General features: G+C 72.3%; 19 protein-coding genes and 1 pseudogene. 12 read left to right on the top strand and 8 right to left on the bottom strand.

Features of this window, described 5'->3' with window-relative positions; translation table 11 throughout:
- Positions 1-78: 78 nt before the first annotated feature.
- Entirely contained in the window at positions 79-576 is a 498-nt protein-coding gene (locus ACZ4N4_RS11505) for a MarR family winged helix-turn-helix transcriptional regulator (RefSeq protein WP_467587035.1), read from the bottom strand.
- Between the two features lie 100 nt (positions 577-676).
- On the opposite strand from ACZ4N4_RS11505, the gene ACZ4N4_RS11500 reads away from it, so the two are divergent.
- Positions 677-1,192, top strand: a complete 516-nt coding sequence (locus tag ACZ4N4_RS11500) for a YceI family protein (protein ID WP_467587033.1) — start codon at positions 677-679, stop codon at positions 1,190-1,192.
- On the opposite strand, the gene ACZ4N4_RS11495 is transcribed toward ACZ4N4_RS11500, so the two are convergent.
- Complete coding sequence (locus ACZ4N4_RS11495) at positions 1,173-2,960, bottom strand: hypothetical protein (protein WP_467587030.1); 1,788 nt, start codon at positions 2,958-2,960, stop codon at positions 1,173-1,175. The two genes, ACZ4N4_RS11500 and ACZ4N4_RS11495, sit on opposite strands and share 20 nt — an antisense overlap.
- 238 nt (positions 2,961-3,198) lie before the next feature.
- Between ACZ4N4_RS11495 and ACZ4N4_RS11490 the strand changes: the two genes are divergently transcribed.
- The 8 genes from ACZ4N4_RS11490 to ACZ4N4_RS11455 all read left to right on the top strand — a co-directional run bounded on the left by ACZ4N4_RS11490 (position 3,199) and on the right by ACZ4N4_RS11455 (position 12,679).
- Positions 3,199-3,588 (top strand): cell division protein SepF, encoded by a 390-nt coding sequence (locus ACZ4N4_RS11490; RefSeq protein ID WP_360488923.1) that lies wholly within the window; start codon positions 3,199-3,201, stop codon positions 3,586-3,588.
- Between the two features lie 203 nt (positions 3,589-3,791).
- A complete protein-coding gene (locus ACZ4N4_RS11485) occupies positions 3,792-5,297 on the top strand; it encodes an AAA family ATPase (RefSeq protein WP_467587029.1) in 1,506 nt (501 codons plus the stop codon).
- On the top strand, positions 5,294-5,626 hold the full coding sequence (locus ACZ4N4_RS11480; protein ID WP_467587026.1) for a nucleotide pyrophosphohydrolase: 333 nt from the start codon (positions 5,294-5,296) through the stop codon (positions 5,624-5,626). Before ACZ4N4_RS11485 ends, ACZ4N4_RS11480 begins: the two co-directional genes overlap by 4 nt.
- Positions 5,627-5,820: 194 nt before the next feature.
- Complete coding sequence (locus ACZ4N4_RS11475) at positions 5,821-6,279, top strand: DUF6099 family protein (protein ID WP_360488929.1); 459 nt, start codon at positions 5,821-5,823, stop codon at positions 6,277-6,279.
- Between the two features lie 294 nt (positions 6,280-6,573).
- Positions 6,574-7,497, top strand: a complete 924-nt coding sequence (locus ACZ4N4_RS11470; RefSeq protein ID WP_467587024.1) for an LLM class F420-dependent oxidoreductase — start codon at positions 6,574-6,576, stop codon at positions 7,495-7,497.
- A 99-nt stretch (positions 7,498-7,596) separates the two neighbouring features.
- Positions 7,597-8,535: a DUF4232 domain-containing protein gene (locus ACZ4N4_RS11465; protein ID WP_467587022.1), complete on the top strand. Its 939-nt coding sequence runs from the start codon at positions 7,597-7,599 to the stop codon at positions 8,533-8,535.
- Between the two features lie 113 nt (positions 8,536-8,648).
- Positions 8,649-10,139 (top strand): 3' terminal RNA ribose 2'-O-methyltransferase Hen1, encoded by a 1,491-nt coding sequence (locus tag ACZ4N4_RS11460; protein ID WP_453566104.1) that lies wholly within the window; start codon positions 8,649-8,651, stop codon positions 10,137-10,139.
- Positions 10,136-12,679, top strand: coding sequence for a polynucleotide kinase-phosphatase (locus ACZ4N4_RS11455; protein WP_467587018.1), 2,544 nt, complete (start codon positions 10,136-10,138; stop codon positions 12,677-12,679). Before ACZ4N4_RS11460 ends, ACZ4N4_RS11455 begins: the two co-directional genes overlap by 4 nt.
- Positions 12,680-12,697: 18 nt before the next feature.
- On the opposite strand, the gene ACZ4N4_RS11450 is transcribed toward ACZ4N4_RS11455, so the two are convergent.
- A complete protein-coding gene (locus ACZ4N4_RS11450; RefSeq protein WP_467587015.1) occupies positions 12,698-13,591 on the bottom strand; it encodes a hypothetical protein in 894 nt (297 codons plus the stop codon).
- 325 nt (positions 13,592-13,916) lie between these two features.
- A complete protein-coding gene (locus ACZ4N4_RS11445; protein ID WP_467587012.1) occupies positions 13,917-15,020 on the bottom strand; it encodes an SPFH domain-containing protein in 1,104 nt (367 codons plus the stop codon).
- Positions 15,021-15,148: 128 nt separating this feature from the next.
- On the opposite strand from ACZ4N4_RS11445, the gene ACZ4N4_RS11440 reads away from it, so the two are divergent.
- The 3 genes from ACZ4N4_RS11440 (at position 15,149) to ACZ4N4_RS11430 (ending at position 19,065) form a co-directional block, all read left to right on the top strand.
- Entirely contained in the window at positions 15,149-16,372 is a 1,224-nt protein-coding gene (locus ACZ4N4_RS11440) for an arginine deiminase (RefSeq protein WP_453566110.1), read from the top strand.
- Between the two features lie 116 nt (positions 16,373-16,488).
- Positions 16,489-17,496, top strand: coding sequence for an ornithine carbamoyltransferase (gene argF, locus ACZ4N4_RS11435; protein ID WP_467587010.1), 1,008 nt, complete (start codon positions 16,489-16,491; stop codon positions 17,494-17,496).
- A 126-nt stretch (positions 17,497-17,622) separates the two neighbouring features.
- Positions 17,623-19,065: an amino acid permease gene (locus tag ACZ4N4_RS11430; RefSeq protein ID WP_467587008.1), complete on the top strand. Its 1,443-nt coding sequence runs from the start codon at positions 17,623-17,625 to the stop codon at positions 19,063-19,065.
- Here the strand turns inward: ACZ4N4_RS11430 and ACZ4N4_RS11425 are convergent.
- The 4 genes and pseudogenes from ACZ4N4_RS11425 to ACZ4N4_RS11410 all read right to left on the bottom strand — a co-directional run bounded on the left by ACZ4N4_RS11425 (position 19,025) and on the right by ACZ4N4_RS11410 (position 21,456).
- Positions 19,025-19,474, bottom strand: coding sequence for an ATP-binding protein (locus ACZ4N4_RS11425; RefSeq protein WP_467587005.1), 450 nt, complete (start codon positions 19,472-19,474; stop codon positions 19,025-19,027). The two genes, ACZ4N4_RS11430 and ACZ4N4_RS11425, sit on opposite strands and share 41 nt — an antisense overlap.
- 244 nt (positions 19,475-19,718) lie before the next feature.
- Positions 19,719-19,874 (bottom strand): annotated as a pseudogene (locus ACZ4N4_RS11420) (elongation factor 1-alpha C-terminal domain-related protein); the annotation flags it as partial.
- 35 nt (positions 19,875-19,909) lie between these two features.
- Entirely contained in the window at positions 19,910-20,461 is a 552-nt protein-coding gene (gene cysC / locus ACZ4N4_RS11415) for an adenylyl-sulfate kinase (protein ID WP_467587002.1), read from the bottom strand.
- A gap of 182 nt (positions 20,462-20,643) precedes the next feature.
- Positions 20,644-21,456: a PaaX family transcriptional regulator gene (locus ACZ4N4_RS11410; RefSeq protein ID WP_467586999.1), complete on the bottom strand. Its 813-nt coding sequence runs from the start codon at positions 21,454-21,456 to the stop codon at positions 20,644-20,646.
- Positions 21,457-21,462: the final 6 nt, after the last annotated feature.

The following is a 21,462-nucleotide window of genomic DNA, read 5'->3' as shown; positions in this document are numbered from 1 at the left end:
GTGACGGGGCTGTGACCTTGCCCTCTCCGTGGTTGTGACCTGAGCCTCCCGAGGGGGGAAGTGGCCTGATTCGTGCGGTCAGCGCGTGCCCTCGGCGAGCCTCGGCACGAGCGCGCTCAGGGCCTCGCGCTGGTCCGCTCCGACCACGTGGGCGAACGCCTCCCCGACCGTCTCGGCGAGGGTGGCGGAGGCGTCCTCGAGGAGGCTCCGGGCCTTGTCGGTGAGGGCGACCTCGATGCCCCGCCGGTCCTCGCAGGCGGCCTTTCGGGTGACCAGCCCGGCGTGCTGGAGGCAGGCGATCTGGTAGGTGAGGCGGGTCTTGGGGCGGCCCAGCAGCTCGGCGATCCGGGTCATCCGCAGGCCCTCGCGCGGCTGCTCGGCCAGCAGGCACAGGATCAGGAACTCGTCGTGCGAGACGTCCAGCCGCTTCTTCACGACCGACCGCAGCCGCTGCTCCACCGCCCCGGTCGCGGCCAGCAGCAGCATCCAGGCGCGCAGCTCGGCCGGGAGCAGCCCATCGCCCGCGTGGGACGGGCATTCGGGCAGCTCTGCGGGGTGTTCCTGGGCGGCGGCCATGGCATCGAGTCTACCTGTTGTTCAAATTTGGATATTGGGCTAGCGTGCCGCCGTAGCGCAGTCATCCAAATTTGAACCAACAATCGATCGGAGCACGGCCATGACCGTCACCGTGGAAACCGGCCTCTGGCAGCTCGACCCGACCGCCTCCACCGTCGCCGTCCGGCACAAGTCGGTGTGGGGCCTGGTCACCGTCAAGGGCACCTTCACGGGCGTCACCGGCCGGGGCGAGGTCGCCGCCGACGGCAGCGCCACCGGCACGCTGGCGATCGACGCGGCCTCTTTGGACACCAAGAACAAGAAGCGGGACGACCATCTGCGCTCGGCCGACTTCTTCGACGCCGCCAACCACCCGGAGATCACCTTCGCGGTGCGCGGCGCCGAGCGGGGCGCGGGCGACGGGGTGCACGTCGACGGTCAGCTGACCGTCCGGGGCGTCAGCAGGCCGCAGCAGGTCACCGCGAAGCTGGTCTCGGCCGACGCGGACGGGCTGACGCTGGAGACCGAGTTCACGGTGGCGCGCGAGGAGTTCGGGGTCACCTTCAACCAGATGCGCATGATGGGCGGCCCGACCACGGTGACCGCCACCCTGCGCTTCACCCGCGCGGCGGCCTGACCGACGGTGCGGGGCCTGTCCGGCCGAGCGTGACGTACTGGCTGGACAGGGTCTGCGGGTCCGCCGTGAAGGCGCGCAGCCGGATCCGGGTGCTCGGCTTGGTGGGGACGGCGAACCGGCCGTCCGGCGGCCGGAGTTCGACGCTCGCCGTGCCGTGCCCGGGAATCGTCGCCGGGCCCCGTACCAGCAGCCAGTACCTGCTCATGCCCTGACCGGTGGTGAGTGTGTAGTGCGGGGTGAGCGGGGCGCTCCCGGTGTTCACCACCTTCAGCGTCATCGCCCGGACCACCGCGGCCGACCGCTCGGCCCGGCGCAGGGCGGTGATCTCCATCCGCAGTGGCGGCCTGCCCGACACCGCGAGGGCCGCGCTCACCAGCGCCGGGGTGAACAGCAGGGCGACCGCCGCGACCAGGACGGGCCGGCGGCGGGACCCGGTGAGGAAGGCCGGACGCGGCTGCCAGGCACGCTCGAACTCCGGCAGGGGCGCGGTGACGGCGGCCGCCAGCCACAGCGGGGTCATCAGCAGGTAGTAGCCGTCCTGGGAGCGGGTCGCCAGGAAGAAGGCGAGCCAGGGCAGCACGGTCGCGACCGGGCCGAGCCGCCGTACGAACAGCACGAACAGGGCGAGCAGGGCCGCCGCGAGCAGCATGCTGGCGTGCGAGTACCAGTCGATGCGGTCGCTGCCGTCGGTGAAGTACAGCGTGACGTCCACCAGGCCCTGGCCGTGCACCACGGCGCCCTGGGTCAGCGGCAGCGCGATCCCGCCCAGCCAGCGGCCGGGCTCGGACACGATGAAGTACGTGTTGATCAGCAGCCAGACCGTGACGGCGACGCCGGCGATCCGCAGCACCACCAGAGCGGCGGCCCGGCCGCCCAGCTCCCCGCGCCGCACCGCGTAGATCCCGGCCAGCAGGAACGGCGTGACGAACCAGGGCAGTTGCTGTGCCGCGCAGGCCGCACCCAGGCACGCGGCCCGGGCGATGCCGGCCGTGCCCAGCCGGCCGCCCGCACCGGTCCGCGGCCAGCGCACCACCACCGGGATCAGCAGGGCCAGCCCGATGATCGCCGGGTAGCCGACCCGGGCGTACGTCGACAGGAAACCGAACCCCAGGCACGCCAGCGTCGCCGCGGACCGCCACGGCGCCGGGAGCATCCGCCACAGCGTGATCGTGCCGGCGATCAGCGCGCCCGTGCACACCGCCGTCGCCGGAGTGCCGGAGTGGCCCAGCCACAACAGCGGGACGGTCAGCAGCGGCGCCAGCGGGGGATAGCCGTAGGTGTAGTCGTAGCCGCCGCCTGTGGTCGGCGTGACGGCGATGCCCGTGCCGTGAAACAGCCAGGGCCAGGGCTGCCCGTAGACGGCGTGGCCGGCGACGAGTTCCCTGGCGGCCTGGGTGGTGAGGACGCCCTCGTCGCCGCCGTTGTGGTTCAGCGCCCAGGCGCACAGGGTGAGGGTCACCGCCGTGACCAGGACCAGCAGGTCGAGGCGGGCCAGCGAGCGGGTCGTGCGGACCGTCAGGGTCAGTACGCCGGTCACCAGGATCGAGGCGTAACAGACGGAGATCAGGGCCGCCAGGGCCAGGTGGTGCGTGGCCGCCTGCGTCCAGAACGAGCGGGTGCCGATGAACAGCCCTATGTCGGCGAGGAGGGTCAGGACGCGATGCCAGGGTGCGGGGGCTCCGGAATCTCGGGGTTCCCTCGGGGCGGCGGACACCGCCGACTGTGTCCGCCGGTCGGGTGTCACCTGTTGTGTTTCTGCCAAGTGCACGCCTCGGACGCTAATCCCGGGCGGTGAGTGGGGCGTCGCAGGAGGAGAAGAGTCCGGTGTGAGGGCGGTAAGAAGCCCCCAATGCGGGGCAATTGCCCTAATAGTGACAAAATCGCCTCTTCCTCGCATGAGTGCCCACAGTCGTTCGCGCTTCGTGTCGCTGTTGGGCCGAACGGGTGACTTGGCGTAAGAATTGGCTGGTGCAGGCATCGAGTGCGAGTCAGGTCAGGGGGAGCCGGTGAGCCGTTACGACGTCACCGATGAACAGTGGGAGGGGCTCGCCCAGGTCGTGCCGCTGCGGGGCCGGGACGCCTGGCCGTCGGCGGTGGGCCATCGGGCGCTGCCGGACGCGGAGACCGAGACGCGGCGCCGTTTCGTGGTGCTGCGGGTGAACGTCTTCGCCGACGCGCGCGAGGTCGCCGAGACGCTGATGGCCGGGATACCGGTCCTGCTCGACCTGACCGGCGCGGAGACGGAGACCGCCAAGCGCGTCCTCGACTTCAGCACGGGCGTCGTGTTCGGCCTCGCGAGCGGAATGCACCGGGTGGACCGCAACGTGTTCCTCCTCACCCCGCCCGGCACGGAGGTCAGCGGGCTGATGGAGGGAGCGGGGGTGTCCGGGGGCTGAGGCCCCGTCCGACGGCAGGGCCACGGCCACCGACACGACCACCTCGCCGGAGGACGGGGAGGGGGGGCGGGCCGGCGGGCCTCTTCGCCCGAGGGGTGGCGGTCGGCGCGTCGGCCACGGGGTGATGGCGCGCATCCCCCGATCGTAGGAAGGTCCCGTCGGCGGAACGGTTCACCGACCGTCCGGAGCCCTACGGTCCGCATATGGCCGTGCCCTCCGTCCCGCCCGCGTCCCGCCCCGCCCCGTCCGCCGGTTCCGGCCCAGGCGACACGCCGACGCCGTCCGAAGCCGTGCCACCACCGGCACCATCGAGCGCCCCGACGCTCCCCGACGGCCCTGGACCCGAACGCCCCCGAGGGCCCCGCACCGCCACCCCCGCCGAACCGCAGGAGACGGTACCCCGCGCCCGGTCGGACCGCCGCGCGAAGCCGCCGGCCACGGGAACCGCCGCTCCGCCCCTCGCGACATCGTCCGGCCGCCGGGCCGGTGCCTCCTCCGTCACTTCTGCTCCTGCCGCCGCGGCATCGTCCGCCCGCCCGGCCGGTGTTCACTCCGCCGCTGCCGCTCCCGCGGCCTCCGTAGCCACCCCCCGGCGCGACCCACGGCCCCGGGTCACCGAGCTTCGGCTTTCCGCTTTCGGGCGGCATCGGGGGGCGAGCTTTTCGCTGGGGCCGGTCACTCTCTTCACCGGGCCCAGCGGCAGTGGGAAGTCCGCCGTGCTCGCGGCCTACGAGGCGCTGGCGCGGCTGGGGGGCGGCGCCTCGGTCGCGGAGGTGTTTCCCGATCCGGTGGCGCTGGTGCCGGAGCGGGCGCGGCCCGACGCGCAGCGGCGCCGGGGGTTCCGGATCGGGTGTACGGCGGACGGCGCCGAGGGGCCCGTACGGCTCGATGTCGCCGTGCAGGCCGAGCCCGAACTCCGCATCGTCGGGGAACGGTTGAGCGCCGGCGGTCTCGTGCTGCTGGAGACCGCCCTGCGCGACCCCGGACGGCGGGCCGTACAGGCCGCCTGGCACACGGCGGGCAGTTCCCCGGTGACCAGGGCCCCGCTGCCCGACGACCGGCTCGGCACCGCCCTGCTGCCGCTGCGCGTGGCCGGGAAGACCGACGGGCAGCGCCAGGTCCTCGCCGCCGCCGAACAGATGGTCGTCGCCCTGCGGTCCGTGTTCGCCTGTGACCCGCGCCCCGAGGGCATGCGCACCGCCGTCCTCACCGGCTCGGGGCGCCTGCTGCGCGGCTGCGACAACCTCGCCGACGTCCTGTGGCGTACCCGCTCCGAGTGCGGCCGCCGGCATGGCCTGCTCGTCGAAGCGGTGCGCACCGGCTGCGCCGGCCCCGTGACCGACCTGCTCGCCGAGCCGCTCGGCGACGGCACGGTACGGGGGCTGCTCGACCGCGGCGACGGCCACCGATCGGAGCTGGCGCGGCTCGGCGACGGCGAGCTGCGCTATCTCGCCCTCGCCCTGGTCCTCTTCACCGGCCCCGGCGTCCTGGAGGTCGACGCACCCGGTGAGGTCCCCGACGCCATGCGCAGCCTCACCGTCCTCGCCGACGGCCTGGACCGCTGCCTCGACCCCCGCCAGCGCACCGAACTCCTGCGCACCGCCGTCCTGATGGGCGAACGCGGGCACATCCGCTTCGTCGGCGCGGTGAGCGACGCGACGTGGGCCGCCGAAGCCGGCGCGATCACAGTGGTACACCTGGACGCGTGAGCGACGAAGAACCCCTCGATGTGGCGAAGCTCCAGCACCGGCTGGCCGAGTTCGCCGCCGCCCGTGACTGGCGGCAGTACCACACGCCCAAGAACCTGGTGGCCGCCCTCAGTGTCGAGGCCTCCGAACTGGTCGAGATCTTCCAGTGGTTGACTCCGGAGGAGTCCGCCCGGGTGATGGACGACCCCGACACCGCCCACAAGGTCACGGACGAGGTCGCCGACGTCCTGTCCTATCTGCTCCAGCTCTGCGGGGTCCTGGACATCGACCCGCTGGCCGCGCTGGCCGCGAAGATCGAGCGCAACGAGAAGCGCTTCCCGCCCGCCTGACGGAGCGGTCATGGGGGGTCACGGGGGGAGTGCGATACTCCGGTAACGCTCGGTAGCCGGTAAGCCGCCCGAATCCGAATTGTTGTCCACAGATTTCCCCCTTCCTCTGGCTCAACGTCTCGCGCACCCTCACTCTGGGTAGTGAACTACTGAATGCTGCAAGGCAGTTCGGACCGACGGGGACGGGGCGACGGATGGACGCGATGCGGCTCATCGTGGCGAGCAGACGGGCGCTGGCGAGTGGTGCCGGCGCACCGGAGATGATGACCGAGGTGTGGCAGGCCCAGGCCCTGGCCCAGGCGATCGGCAGCCGGCTGGCCGTCTCCGGCCCGCCCGAGCTGCGCGGCGAGGCCCTCGGCCTGACCGAGCTGGCGGGCCGGGGCTGCGGGATTCTGGGCGCTCCTGACCTGGACCCCGGCACCCTGCGTGCCGCCCAGCTCACCGAACTGGACGACGCGCGTGCCACGCTTCTCTCCCTCGGTGGCCTCCTTGCCGAGGTCGGCATCACGCTGGTCGGCATGGCCAGCGCGGCGGCCGACGAGGCGACGTACTGGCAGTGCATGGAGGCCATCGACGCGGCCGACGAGTCACGGGACCGGGTACTGGAGATGCTGCGCAAACTGGCGGCAAGAGAGGAAGTCCGCGACGGCTGACCCCCGGCACCGGCCTCGACTCGAGCCGCTCCCTCCCGGCGCCACCGGAACGCCGGCGCGCACGGCCGTCCCGGTGTCCCCGGCCCGCCGCAGGCGGGCCACGAACTGCGCGCGACGGCGAGGACCGTCCGGCGCGGGTGCCGGACGGCCCGGCTCCTCCCAGCCAACGATCACCGCGGAGGCCGGTCACCGGGCCGCCCCGCCCCGCCGTTGACGATATTCACCCTGGCGGGGACGCGCGCGACGGCCGGTGCCGGTGCGGTCGACGGGGCCGCGGCCGTGCAGGATGGACGCATGGACCTTCGCATCTTCACCGAGCCCCAGCAGGGCGCGAGCTACGACACCCTCCTCACCGTCGCCAAGGCGACCGAGGAGCTCGGCTTCGACGCCTTCTTCCGCTCCGACCACTACCTGAAGATGGGCGACGCGGACGGCCTGCCCGGCCCCACCGACGCCTGGATCACGCTGGCCGGGCTCGCCCGCGAGACCAAGCGGATCCGCCTCGGCACCCTGATGACCGCGGGCACCTTCCGGCTGCCCGGCGTGCTCGCCATCCAGGTCGCCCAGGTCGACCAGATGTCCGGCGGCCGTGTCGAACTCGGCCTCGGCGCGGGCTGGTTCGAGGAGGAGCACAAGGCGTACGGCATCCCCTTCCCGAAGGAGAAGTTCGGCCGTCTGGAGGAGCAGCTGGCGATCGTCACCGGGCTGTGGGAGACCAAGCTCGGCGAGACCTTCGACTTCCACGGCACCTACTACGACCTCACCGACTCGCCCGCGCTGCCCAAGCCCGCCCAGGCGCGGATCCCGGTGCTGATCGGCGGCCACGGCGCCACCCGCACCCCGAAGCTGACCGCCCGGTACGCGGACGAGTTCAACATGCCGTTCTCCTCCATCGAGGACACCGCGGCCCAGTTCGGCCGGGTGCGTGCCGCCGCCGAGGCGGCCGGCCGCAAGGGCGACGACCTGACGTACTCCAACGCCCTCGTGGCCTGCGTCGGCAAGGACGACCAGGAGGTCGCCCGCCGCGCGGCCGCCATCGGCCGTGAGGTCGACGAGCTGAAGACGAACGGCCTGGCCGGTACCCCGGCCGAGGTCGTCGACAAGATCGGCCGCTATGCGGAGATCGGCTCGCAGCGCTTCTACCTCCAGATCCTCGACCTGTCCGACCTGGACCACCTGGAGCTGATCTCCGCCCAGGTCCAGTCGCAGCTGTCGTAACCGACCCGGGCCGCGCATCCGGTCAGCTGTGACGCGGCTGTGACCGGAACTATGGCTTCCACCACAGTCGTTCGGGGTTCGCCCTGATGAGGTGGCCGGATGCGCAGACCTCACCCCCGTCTCCTCGCCCCCGCCGCCGCCCTTCTCCTGGCCACGGCGTGCGGCGCGGAGCACGCGGACACCGGCCGCGGCGCCGGCGCGGACGTCCCGGCACCCCGCGCCACCGTCACCGACCCGCCGGTGGACGGCGTACGGATCACCTCGGTCACCATCCCCGCGGCCTCCCCGAGCCCGACCCCGTCCGCCACGCCGGGCCGGGTGCACGCGGACCCGCTGCCCGGGGCCGGTGACTCCGGCATCGCCGCCGCCTACCAGGTCAGCAACGACGGCGACGAAGCCATGACCTACACCGTGCTCTTCGACTTCACGACGGACACCGGCGCTGTCATGGGCTCCCGGAAGGTGACCGTGCGCGGCGTCGAGCCGGGCCGCAGCACCAGCGGAACCGTCGACCTGGGCGTGCTCGCCCCCGGTGCCTCCCCGGTGACCCGGGTGAAGGTCGCCGAGGTCAGAAAGGTCCCCGCCGACGAGGCGCCGGCCCGGACGGGTGCCTGCCCCTCCTCGGGCGTGCGGGTGTGGGCCGACGACGGCGACGCCGCGATGGGCCTGCGCGTCGTCGGGCTCCACCTGGAGAACTGCGGAGAGCGGGACTACCCGCTCGACGGCTACCCGGAACTGAGCCTCCTGGACGACAACCGCCGGCCCGTCGACGGCATACGCATGCTGCACGGCGGCGCGGCCATCGCTTCGGGAACCGGCTTCGACGGCCCGCCCGTCCCGCTCGTCCTGAAACCCGGTGAGACCGCCCTCTCCGGCCTGATCTGGCGCAACACGACGCTGGCGGGCACGCCGGTGAACGTGCCCTACGTACGGGTCCTGGCGAAGCCGGGCGCCGCGCCCGTCACGGTCACCCCGGGCCTGGATCTCGGGACCACCGGGAAGCTCGGCGTCGGCGCGTGGAAGCGGGCCGACCGGTAACGCGGGAGAAAATCGGCGGCCCTTTACGGCGGCCGTCTGTACGTTGGAACCGCGCACAAGCGCACGACCAGCGCTTTCGCACTGTTTCCGGACCCTTTTCGAGGCGACCCACCGTGTTCCTGACGATCACCACCACCGGCACCCCCGAACGTCCCGCGACCGACCTCGGGTTCCTGCTGCACAAGCATCCCGACAACGCGCAGACGTTCTCGACCTCCTACGGCATCGCGCATGTCTTCTACCCCGAGGCGGATGCCGAGCGCTGCACCGCCGCGCTGCTCCTGGAGGTCGACGCGGTGGCGCTGGTCCGGCGCGGCAAGGGCAAGGGACGCGGCGGGGCACCCGACGCGGCGCTCGCGCAGTACGTCAACGACCGCCCGTACGCGGCCTCCTCGCTGCTCGCCGTGGCGATCGGCAACGTCTTCTCCAGCGCGGTGCGCGGTGTGTGCCGGGCCCGTCCCGAAGCCCCTGAGCAGACCAGGCCGCTGCGCGTCGAGGTCCCGGCGCTGCCCGCCAGGGGCGGCCCCGACCTGGTACGACGCCTCTTCGAGCCGCTCGGCTGGACGGTGAGCGCCGAACCGGTCGCCCTGGACACCGCGTTCCCCGAGTGGGGCGACTCGCGGTACGTCGGTCTCGTCCTGGAGTCCGAGGCGCTGACCCTCGCCGAGGCGCTGCGCCACCTCTACGTCCTGCTCCCCGTCCTCGACGACGCCAAGCACTACTGGGTGTCCGCCGAGGAGGTCGACAAGCTGCTGCGCGCCGGCGAGGGCTGGCTGCCCGGCCACCCCGAGCAGAAGCTCATCACCACTCGCTATCTCTCCCGCCGCTGGTCGCTGACCCGGCAGGCGATGGAGCGGCTGGAGCTGGTGCGGCTCGCCGAGACCGACGACAGCGAGGTCGAGGAGATCGACAACGCGGTCGGGGAGGAGACGGAGGCGGAGGAGAAGCCGGCGCCGCTCGCGGTGCAGCGCCGGGCGGCGATCCTCGACGCGCTGCGCCGGTCCGGCGCCGCCCGGGTCCTCGACCTCGGCTGCGGGCAGGGCCAGTTGGTGCAGGAGCTGCTGAAGGACCCGTCGTTCACCGAGATCGTCGGCGTCGACGTGTCGGTGCGGGCGCTCACCATCGCCGCACGCCGGCTCAGGCTCGACCGCGTCAGCGAGCGCCAGGCGGCCCGCGTCAAGCTCTTCCAGGGCTCGCTGGCCTACACCGACCAGCGGCTCAAGGGGTACGACGCCGCCGTGCTCAGCGAGGTCGTCGAACACCTCGACCTGCCCCGGCTGCCCGCCCTGGAGTACGCCGTGTTCGGCGCCGCCCGCCCGCGCACGGTCCTGGTGACCACGCCGAACGTCGAGTACAACGTCCGCTGGGAGACCCTCCCCGCCGGACACGTCCGGCACGGCGACCACCGCTTCGAGTGGACCCGCGAGGAGTTCCGCTCCTGGGCCGCCCGGGTCGCCGAACGCCACGGCTACCAGGTCGAGTTCCTTCCCGTGGGTCCGGACGACCCCGAGGTGGGGCCGCCCACCCAGATGGCTGTGTTCGAGATGAGCACAGCCGGGACGACCACCACCGCTCCCGCCGTGAAGGAGGCGAAGGCAGCATGACCGAGCAGACAGCTGGACGGGTTCTTCCCGTCACCGACCTCTCCCTGGTCGTCCTCGTCGGCGCCTCCGGCTCCGGCAAGTCCACCTTCGCGCGCCGCCACTTCAAGCCGACCGAGGTGATCTCCTCCGACTTCTGCCGGGGACTGGTCTGTGACGACGAGAACGACCAGGGCGCCACGAAGGACGCCTTCGACGTGCTGCACTACATCGCGGGCAAGCGACTGGCGGCCGGCCGCCGTACGGTCGTCGACGCGACCAGCGTGCAGCAGGAGTCCCGGCGCCGGCTGATCGAGCTGGCCAAGCAGTACGACGTGCTGCCCATCGCCATCGTCCTGGACATCCCCGAGGAGGTGTGCGCCGAGCGCAACGCGGCCCGCGCCGACCGCGCCGACATGCCCCGCCGGGTCATCCAGCGGCACATCCGCGAACTGCGGCGCTCCCTCAGGCATCTGGAACGGGAGGGCTTCCGCAAGGTGCACCTCCTGCGCGGTGTCGAGGAGGCCGAGTCGGCGACCGTCGTCACCGAGAAGCGCTTCAACGACCTGACCCACCTCACCGGACCCTTCGACATCGTCGGCGACATCCACGGCTGCGCCTCCGAACTGGAGACCCTGCTCGGCAAGTTGGGCTATGCGGACGGCGTGCACCCCGACGGCCGTACCGCCGTGTTCGTCGGCGACCTCGTCGACCGCGGTCCGGACAGCCCGGGCGTGCTGCGCCGGGTGATGTCGATGGTGGAGTCGGGCAACGCCCTGTGCGTGCCCGGCAACCACGAGAACAAGTACGGGCGTTATCTCAAGGGCCGCAAGGTCCAGCACACCCACGGACTCGCCGAGACCATCGAGCAGATGGACGGCGAGAGCGAGGAGTTCACCAAGCAGGTACGGGAGTTCATCGACGGGCTCGTCAGCCACTACGTCCTCGACGGCGGGAAGCTGGTCGTCTGCCACGCCGGCCTGCCCGAGAAGTACCACGGCCGCACCTCCGGCCGGGTCCGCTCGCACGCGCTGTACGGCGACACCACCGGCGAGACCGACGAGTTCGGCCTGCCGGTGCGCTACCCGTGGGCCGAGGACTACCGGGGCCGGGCGGCCGTCGTCTACGGCCACACGCCCGTCCCGGAGGCGAGCTGGCTGAACAACACCATCTGCCTGGACACCGGCGCCGTCTTCGGCGGCAAGCTGACCGCGCTGCGCTGGCCGGAGCGGGAGCTGGTCGACGTACCGGCCGAGCGGGTCTGGTACGAGCCGGCCCGGCCACTGCGCGCCGAGGCGCCCGGCGGCCAGGACGGGCGCCCGCTCGACCTGGCGGACGTGCAGGGCCGGCGGGTCGTGGAGACCCGGCACCAGGGCCGGATCGCGGTCCGTGAGGAGAACGCGGCGGCCGCCCTGGAGGTGATGAGCCGCTTCGCGATCGACCCGGGTCTGCTGCCGTACCTGCCCCCGACGATGGCTCCCACCGCCACGAGTCACGTCGAGGGCTATCTGGAGCACCCGGCCGAGGCCTTCGCGCAGTACGCGGAGGACGGGGTCGCCCGGGTCGTGTGCGAGGAGAAGCACATGGGCTCGCGGGCGGTGGCCCTGGTGTGCCGGGACGCGGAGGTGGCACACCGACGCTTCGGTGTCGCGCCCGGCCCCACCGGCTCCCTCTACACCCGTACCGGACGCCCGTTCCTCGACGACGAGTCGGTCACGGAGGAGATCCTCGGCCGGATCCGCGCCGCGGTCGACGCGGCCGGACTCTGGGACGAACTCGCCACCGACTGGCTCCTGCTCGACGCCGAACTGCTGCCCTGGTCGCTCAAGGCCGGCGGCCTGCTGCGCACCCAGTACGCGGCGGTGGGCGCCGCCTCCGGCGCGGTGTTCCCGGGCGCGCTGGCCGCCCTGGAGAACGCCTCGGCGCGCGGTGTGGACGTCAGCGGGCTGCTCTCCCGGCAGCGTGGACGCGCAGCCGACGCGGCCGCGTTCACCGACGCCTACCGCCAGTACTGCTGGACCACCGAGGGCCTGGACGGGGTGCACCTGGCCCCCTTCCAGATCCTGGCGGTGCAGGGCCGCAGCCTCGCCGCGCTCCCGCACGACGAGCAACTCGCCCTCCTGGACCGGCTGGTGGAGAACGACCCGAGCGGCCTGCTCCGGACCACCCGGCGCCTGTACGTCGACACCGGGGACCCGGAGTCGGTGCGGACCGGTGTCGACTGGTGGCTGGAGATGACCGGCCGGGGCGGCGAGGGCATGGTCGTCAAGCCGCTCGGGGCGGTGGTGCGCGACCCGAAGGGCCGGCTGGTCCAGCCCGGGATCAAGTGCCGGGGTCGTGAGTACCTGCGGATCATCTACGGCCCCGAGTACACCCGCCCCGACAACCTGGCCCGGCTGCGCAACCGGTTCCTCAACCACAAGCGGTCCCTGGCGATCCGCGAGTACGCGCTGGGTCTGGAGGCCCTGGACCGCCTCGCGGAAGGCGAGCCGCTGTGGCGGATCCACGAGGCGGTGTTCGGGGTGCTGGCCCTGGAGTCGGAGCCGGTCGACCCCCGGCTGTGAGGCCGGCCGGCACCGGGGTCAGCCGACCAGCCGGAGCCGGTGGGCGCAGGCTCCGACCCTCACCGTCTGCCCCCAGGTCAGCTCCAGGGCGTCGGTCTCGATGCCGTCGCCGAAGGCGATCAGACGGTCCGACTCGACCGTGAGGGTCAGGGCCGCCGAGGCGGTGAGTTCACCGGCGACCAGGGAGGTCCCGGTCGCCGGTGACGGCCAGGCCTCCCGGACGAACCACAGCAGGCGGTCCTCGGTGGGGGAGGGCAGCGTCAGCCGGGCGCCGCGCTCCTGCCACACCGAGCGCAGCCAGCCGGTGGCCCCCGTACCGGTGCCCACCAGCACCCCGGAGGAAGCCTGGGCCTCGACGACACCCCCGTCGTCCTCGAGGCCCAGGCGGTATCGGGCGGTCTGATGACCGGCGGTTCCCAGATAGATCTCGTTGAGCGCCACGAGCCGCTGGGTGTCGTCGGCCACCGCCTCGACCATCGTCAGCTCGTCGGCGCGCGTGGCCTCGAACGAGGCCAGCAGCAGGGCCGCATGCTCGGGCCGGTGCCGTACCAGCACACCGGGGTTGCGGCCGGGGTCGGTGTCGATGCCGATCACCGGCTGGCCGTCCAGGTACTTGGCCACGTTCGCCACCAGCCCGTCCTGGCCGACCACGACCACCACGTCCTCGGGCCCGAACAGGAAACGGTCCAGGTCGGCCCGCTCGACCCGGGCCTGGCGCCAGGTCAGCGGAATCGCCGAGGCCACCTCGGCCAGCGCCCGCCCGGTCCGGCGGTGCCGCTCGGCGACCTCCTCGATGTCCCGCCCGCGGCAGGAGAGGAAGAAGGCGGCCTGCCCGTGGGTGCCGTGGTGGGCCACCAACTCGTCGTACTCGGTGGTGCGGTGGACGAGGACCACCCGGGGTGCGAGGCTCATGCCACCCCCTCCAGGGGCCGCCCGAGCCGGTCGGCGGGCCTGGGTGGGCCGGCCGGCCGGGGTGCGGCCGGTGCCGCGGTGCGGTGGGCGGGCGTGTTCCTGGTGCCTTTCCCGACGGGGGTTCGGTCGAGCTGGGCGGGCTTCGGTGGGGCGGTCGGCCGGGGTGCGGCTGGTGCCGCGGTCCGGTAGGTGGTCGTGTTCCTGGTGCCTTTCCCGACGGGGGTTCGGTCGAGCCGGGTGGGCTTCGGTGGGGCCGCCGACTCGCCGGGCCGCCGGGCGGCCGTGCCCCGCGTGCCGTCCCCTGCCGGGGAGCTGCGGTCCGCGTTCACGCCCCCTCCGCCGAGCCCAGCTTCGCCAGCAGCCCCGTCAGCACGTCCGGCGACACGGTCACGCTGTCGATGCGCGGCAGGTTCTCGGCGAGCCGCGTGCCCGTCAGGGCGTGCAGCGTGGCCACGTCCACCTCGCCGTGCACCCGCAGCCAGGCCGCCTGTGCCGCGGCCCGGGCCTCGCCGATCTCCCGGGCCCCCTCGGCCTCGGCCCGCGCGAGCGTGACCGCCCGGGCCGCCTCGGCCTCGCCCAGCTTCACGGACCGGGCCGCCTCCGCCTCCGCGAGCCGCACCGTGCGGGCCGCCTCGGCCTCCGCCAGCTTCACCGACCTCGCGGCCTCCGCCTCCGCGCGCACCGCGTCGGCCGCCGCGTGCTCCTCCGCCTCGCGCCGTGTGTTGGTGCCCCGCTGCTCGACCAACTGCTCCTCGCGGCGGGCCAGTTCGATCTGGCTGGCCAGCTCGTTCTCGGCGATCGCCCGCTCCCGCTCGACGGCCACCGCCCGCCGCTCGTAGGTGGCCCGGTCGGCCTCCTGCTGGATCTGCTCGCGGGCCGGGGTGCGCAGCGCCCGCTCCACCTCGGGTTCGGGCCGCAGCGCCATCACCCGCACGGCCACCACCTCGATCCCGGTGGCCGGCAGCCGGGGCTCCGCGCCGAGCCCCTCGGCGATCCGTTCCCGGACCGCCGCCACCCCGTCGACCAGCGCCGCCGCCAGCGGGGTGCGGGCCAGCACGGCCAGTGCGTGCTGCTGGGCCGTCTCGGTGAGCAGGGTGCCCAGCTGTTCCAGCGGGGTGCCGCGCCAGGCTCCGGTGTCGGGATCGATCGAGAAGTCGAGGCGGGCGGCCGCCAGTGCCGGGTCGCCGACGCGGTAGGTGACCGTCGCCTGCACCGACACGTCCTGGAAGTCGGCCGTACGGGCGTGGAAGGTCATCGCCAGCTCGCGGTCGTCGACCGGTATCTCGGAGATCGCCGCGGTCAGCGCGCGGAACCAGAAGCTGATGCCGGGTCCGTCGTGCAGGAGCTTCCCGCCCCGGTGATGCCTGATGTGCGCCGTCGGTGCCCCGCGCAGATGGCGCCGGCCCAGCCGCCGGGTGATGTCGGCCATGGTGCCCCCCTCGTGATTTAGAGTCAGCATGACAATAATCCTGTGCGTTCCGCTTGTCGTCAAGAGGACGAGAACAAGAAGCGGTCAACCTGGGGGTGAACCCGGTCCGCGATGGCCAGGATGGAGGCATGGGATTCCATGTCGACTCCGAAGCCGGGCGGCTGCGCCGCGTCATCCTGCACCGGCCGGATCTGGAGCTCAAAAGGCTCACCCCCAGCAACAAGGACGCCCTTCTCTTCGACGACCTCCTGTGGGTGCGCCGGGCCAGGGCCGAGCACGACGGCTTCGCGGACGTGCTCCGGGACCGCGGGGTCGCCGTCCATCTCTTCGGCGACCTGCTCACCGAGACGCTGGCGATCCCGGCTGCTCGCACCCTCGTCCTGGACCGGGTCTTCGACGAGAAGGAGTACGGCCCGCTCGCCACCGACCACCTGCGCGCCGCCTTCGAGAACCTGCCCACGCCCCAGCTGGCCGAGGCGCTGGTCGGCGGCATGACCAAGCGGGAGTTCCTGGACGGGCACGCGGAGCCCACCTCGGTCCGCTTCCACGTCATGGACCTCGACGACTTCCTCCTGGAACCGCTCCCCAACCACCTCTTCACCCGGGACACCTCCGCCTGGGTCTACGACGGCGTCTCCATCAACGCCATGCGCTGGCCGGCCCGGCAGCGCGAGACCGTGCACTTCGAGGCGATCTACCGGCACCACCCGCTCTTCCGTGGCGAAACGTTCCATGTCTGGTCGGAGGGGCAGGCCGCCTACCCCTCCACCATCGAGGGCGGCGACGTCCTGGTGATCGGCAGCGGCGCGGTCCTGATCGGGATGAGCGAGCGCACCACCCCGCAGGCCGTGGAGATGCTCGCGCACAAGCTGTTCGCGGCGGGCTCCGCGCGGACGATCGTGGCCCTGGACATGCCGAAGCGGCGCGCCTTCATGCACCTCGACACGGTGATGACGATGGTCGACCGCGACACCTTCACCCAGTACGCCGGGCTCGGCATGCTCCGCTCGTACACCATCGAACCGGGCGCCGGCGAGAAGGAGCTCAAGGTCACCGACCACCCGCCGGAGCACATGCACCGCGCGATCGCCGCCGCCCTCGGCCTCAGCGAGATCCGGGTCCTCACCGCCACCCAGGACGTGCACGCGGCCGAGCGCGAGCAGTGGGACGACGGCTGCAACGTCCTCGCCGTCGAACCCGGTGTGGTCGTCGCCTACGAGCGCAACTCCACCACCAACACCCATCTGCGCAAGCAGGGCATCGAGGTGATCGAGATCCCGGGCAGCGAACTGGGCCGGGGGCGGGGCGGCCCGCGCTGCATGAGCTGCCCGGTGGAGCGGGACGCCGTGTGAGGGGCACAAGACGTGGGGACCATAGGACGATCTCGACGGGCGGCTGTATATAAATGTGGCACGTCGTATAGACTTCCATAAGTCCCCGCGTCGACCTCTACTGCTGGAGCGCCCCCATGGCGACAGTCCCGACCGCCCTCGCCGGCCGCCACTTCCTCAAGGAGCTGGACTTCACCCAGGAGGAGTTCCGCGGGCTGGTCGGGCTGGCCGCCGAGCTGAAGGCGGCCAAGAAGGCCGGGGCCGAGACCCAGTACCTGCGCGGCAAGAACATCGCGCTGGTCTTCGAGAAGACCTCCACCCGCACCCGCTGCGCCTTCGAGGTCGCCGCCGCCGACCAGGGGGCCGTCACCACCTACCTAGACCCGGCCGGTTCGCAGATCGGGCACAAGGAGTCGGTGAAGGACACCGCCCGGGTCCTCGGTCGGATGTTCGACGCCATCGAGTACCGCGGGCACGGGCAGGGCGTCGTGGAGGAGCTGGCCGCGTTCGCCGGGGTGCCCGTCTACAACGGCCTCACCGACGAGTGGCACCCCACCCAGATGCTCGCCGACGTGCTCACCATGACCGAGCACAGCGACAAGCCGCTCACCGGGATGGCCTTCGCCTACCTCGGCGACGCCCGCTACAACATGGGCAACTCCTACCTCGTCACCGGCGCCCTGCTCGGCATGGACGTGCGGATCGTGGCGCCCCGGCTGCTGTGGCCGGACGGCACCATCGTCGAGCTGGCCGAGCGGCTCGCCGAGGCGTCCGGGGCCCGGATCACCCTCACCGAGGACGTCAAGGAGGGCGTACGCGGCGCCGACTTCATCGCCACCGACGTATGGGTGTCGATGGGCGAGCCCAAGGAGGTCTGGGACGAGCGGATCGCGCTGCTCGGCCCCTACGCCGTGACCATGGACGTGCTGCGCGCCAGCGGCAACCCCGACGTCAAGTTCCTGCACTGTCTGCCGGCCTTCCACGACCTGGGCACCGACATCGGCCGGGAGATCTTCGAGCGCCATGGACTGACCGAGCTGGAGGTCACCGACGAGGTGTTCGAGTCCGAGCACTCGGTCGTCTTCGACGAGGCCGAGAACCGGATGCACACCATCAAGGCGGTGCTGGTGGCCACGCTCGGCTGACCGCCGCCGTAACGCTCCGGCCTCAGCAGGCCTTATTCTTTCCGGCGGCCCGGCCCACCCCTGCCGCGGCCGCCACGGCGACCGACCCGGATCGCACCCGCACCACCAGAAACGAGCACCACCCGCATGCCCCGCATCAAGTCCCCCCACCTGCTGGTCGCCGAATCCGGCGCCGACCGCGCGGGCCACGGCCTCCGCCGCACCATGGGCCTCTTCCAGCTGATCTGCTTCGGCATCGGCGCGATCGTCGGCACCGGCATCTTCGTCGGGCTCTCCGACTCGGTCGCCCAGGCCGGTCCGGCCGTCGTGATCTCGTTCGCCCTCGCAGCGATCACCTGCGTCTTCACCGCCCTCTCCTTCGCCGAGCTGGGCGGCGCGATCCCGGTCTCCGGATCGTCGTACTCCTTCGCCTACGCCGGTCTCGGCGAGTCCACGGCCTTCCTGGTCGGCTGGTGCCTGCTGCTGGAGTACGGCGTCTCGATCTCGGCCGTCGCGGTCGGCTGGAGCCAGTACGTCAACGAACTGCTGCACAGCCTCACCGGCCTCCAGCTCCCGCACGCCCTGTCCGCGGGCCCCGGCGACGGCGGGATCGTGAACCTCCCCGCCGTGATCGTCATCGCGATGGCCGCCGTGCTGCTGGTGCGCGGGGTCCGGGAGAGCGCCCGGGCGACCGCCGCGATGGCGGCCGTGAAGCTCGTCATCCTGGTCGCCTTCTGCGTGATCGGCTTCAGCGCCTTCAAGGACGGCAACCTCGTGCCGTTCTCCCCGGCCGGGCTCGGCGGCATCGGCGCCGGCACCACCGCGGCGTTCTTCTCCTACATCGGCTTCGACGCGATCACCACGGCCGGCGAGGAGGCGAAGAACCCGCGCCGGGACATCCCGGTCGCGATCCTCGTCTGCATGGGCGTGGTCACGCTGCTCTACTGCGCCGTCGCGCTGGCCGCGACCGGCGCCATCGGCGGCGCCCAGGTGGCCGGGCGTCCCGCGGCCCTGTCCTACGTCGTCAACCAGGTCACCGGGTCCACGATCGGCGGCGGTGTGATCGCCTTCGGCGCGGTCGTCGCCATCGCATCCGTCGTCCTCGCGGTGATGTACGGCCAGACCCGCATCCTCATGTCCATGTCCCGGGACGGGCTGATCCCGCGCGTCTTCGAGAAGGTCTCCCCGAAGACCGCCACCCCGGTCGCCGGGACGCTGATCGTCGCGGGCGTCTTCGCGCTGCCGGCGGCCTTCGCCTCGCTGGACGCGGTGATGAACCTGTGCACCATCGGCACCCTCGCGATCATGGCGGTGGTGAACATCGCGGTGATCGCCCTGCGCCGTCGCGAACCGTCCCTCGCCCGCACCTTCCGGGTGCCGCTCTACCCGGTCGTACCGCTGCTGGGCGTCGCTTTCTGCCTGTACCTGATGTACGAGACCGGGTGGGCGACCTGGATCCAGTTCGCCGTCTTCCTGGTCGTGGGCCTGCTGGTCTACGTCGGCTACGGGCGCCGGAAATCCACGCTGGCCGTTTCCGCGAGCGACGCGGTCACGCCGGACGCCACTGACGCGGTACTACAGGAAGCCTGAACCACACCGCCTTGCCGGACTCGGTGGGGCGGTGCCCGCAGGACGCGCTGAGGGCGCGGATCAGCAGCAGACCCCGCCCGCCCTCGTCCATGGGATCGGGCTCCTCGATCACCGGACGGGTCAGGTGGCCCGGCGGCGCCGGGTCCGGGTCGTGCACCTCGACCTTGCAGCCGCCCGGCATCAGCTCGACGACCAGCTCTATCGGCCCCTTGCCGGCGGTGTGCTCGACGGCGTTGGCGACCAGTTCCGCGGTGAGCAGCTCGGCGGTGTCGGGGTCCGCCGGGTGGTCGGCCTCCTCCATCGCCGAACGCACCAGGGCACGGGCGACCGGCACGGCCGCGACGGTGTGCGGCAGCGCGATGCGCCAGGAGGCGGCGGAAGGTGGTTCGTACACGGCGATTCCGTTCATGGCGCAGGCGATCACTGCTTGTCCTGCTTTCAACTGTAGGAATGGTACGGGTCCCGCCCCAGAGCCTGTCGGCGGGCCCCGGGCGCGTCCTTCGGCCCGACAACGGACTGCTTACCCCGGCCGCCCGGCCGTCCTGCACGCCCGCCCGCTCTGTTACCGCCTTATTGACGCGCCGTGACCTTGTGACCGTCTCGAACGCGCGGAGCCCCCGGCGGGTGCCGGGGGCTCCGCGACGGAGAGGGGATCAGGCGAAGTCGACCATCCCCGCGGTCAGCGTCGCGCCGTCCGCCGGATCGATCAGGATGAACGCCCCGGTGCGCCGGGAGACCGCGTAGGCGTCCAGCGGCACCGGCTCGGCGCTGCGCAGGGTGATCCGGCCCAGATCGTTGGCGGTGAGCTCGGGGGCGCCCGCGAGATGGGACAGGGCGAAGGTGCTCATACCAGTCCCCGCTCCGCCAGCAGCGCGTGCACCGCGTCCGCCGACTCCTGCGGGGTCTGGTCCTGGGTGTGCAGCACCAGCGCCGGGTCCGTGGGCGGCTCGTACGGGTCGTCCACACCGGTCAGCCCGGACAGTTCGCCCGCGGCCTGCCTGGCGTACAGGCCCTTCACGTCCCGTCCGCTGCACACCTCGAAGGGGGTCGCGACATGCACCTCCAGGTACGGGGTGCCGCTCTTCGCGTGCCGGTTGCGGACCGCCTCGCGGCTGTCGGCGTAGGGGGCGATGACCGGGACGACGGAGAGCACGCCGTTGCGTGCCAGCACCTCGGAGACCAGTCCGATGCGCTGCACGTTGGTGTTGCGGTCCGCCCGCGAGAAGCCGAGGCCGGCCGAGAGGAAGCGGCGTATCTCGTCGCCGTCGAGGACCTCCACGCGATGTCCCTGGGCCTTGAGCCGATCCCCCAGAAGCCGGGCGATCGTCGTCTTGCCCGCGCTCGGCAGCCCCGTCAGCCAGACCGTGGCCCCCTGAGCCCTTGGCGTGGTGGTCATGCGCAACAGACCTCTTCCTTACCGTCTCGTCAAGCTGGCGTACGACCCGTCGAAGAGTAGGTAAGAAGTCTGAGAGGAGTGGTCAAGGAGGCTGAGGTTTGGCTGAGTGACTCGTAGTACGCAAGAGGTCACGCGGTCCTGAAATGAACATTTCACAATCGGCGGTCGGCTGGCCGGTCCGTTCACAGGCCGACGAAGGCACCGCCCGGGTCCCGCAGCCGCTGGTGCAACGCCCGGAAGACGGCGGCCGAACGGGTGCCCGGCCAGTCGGCGGGCAGCAGGCTCGTCGGCAGTCCGGGGTCGGTGTACGGCATATGGCGCCAGGAGTCCAGGGCGAGCAGATAGTCGTGGTAGGCGCGCTCGGGCGGGGTGTCCGTCCGGTGCTCCCAGCCGCGCAGCACCGGCTCGTGGTCGTCGAGGAACTGCTCGTGCGCCTTGGCGATCGCTGTCAGGTCCCACCAACGGGCGACCGCCTCGGTGGTGGGCGCGAATCCGAGATGGTCGCCGCGGAAGAAGTCCACGTACGGATCGAGGCCGAGCCGGCGCAGGGTGTGCCGGGTCTCCTCGAACAGCCGGGCCGGGGCGATCCACACCCCGGGGGCGGCCGTGCCGAAGCCGAGTCCGGCGAGCCGGGAGCGCAGCACGTGCCGCTTCTGCCGTTCCGACTCGGGCACCGAGAACACCGCGAGCACCCAGCCCGCGTCCTCCGGCGGTGCCGCCGCGTACACCCGGCGGTCGCCGTCGTCCAGCAACTGGCGGGCCTCGGCGGAGAGTTCGTAGCCGGCGGCGCCCTGCGCGGTACGGGCCGGCGCCAGCAGGCCGCGCCGTTTGAGCCGGGACACCGACGACCGTACGGAAGGGGCGTCCACGCCGACGGCGGCCAGCAGCCGGATCAGCTCGGCGACAGGCACCGGGCCGGGCAGGAAGCGGCCGTACGCACCGTAGAGCGTGACGATGAGGGACCTCGGGGCGTGTTGCTCGGACACGTTGATCATTTTAGG

Source organism: Streptomyces sp. NPDC026538, from assembly GCF_055567535.1.
The sequence above is the reverse complement of the archived record's forward strand: the minus strand, read 5'-3'. Positions and strand labels throughout refer to the sequence as shown.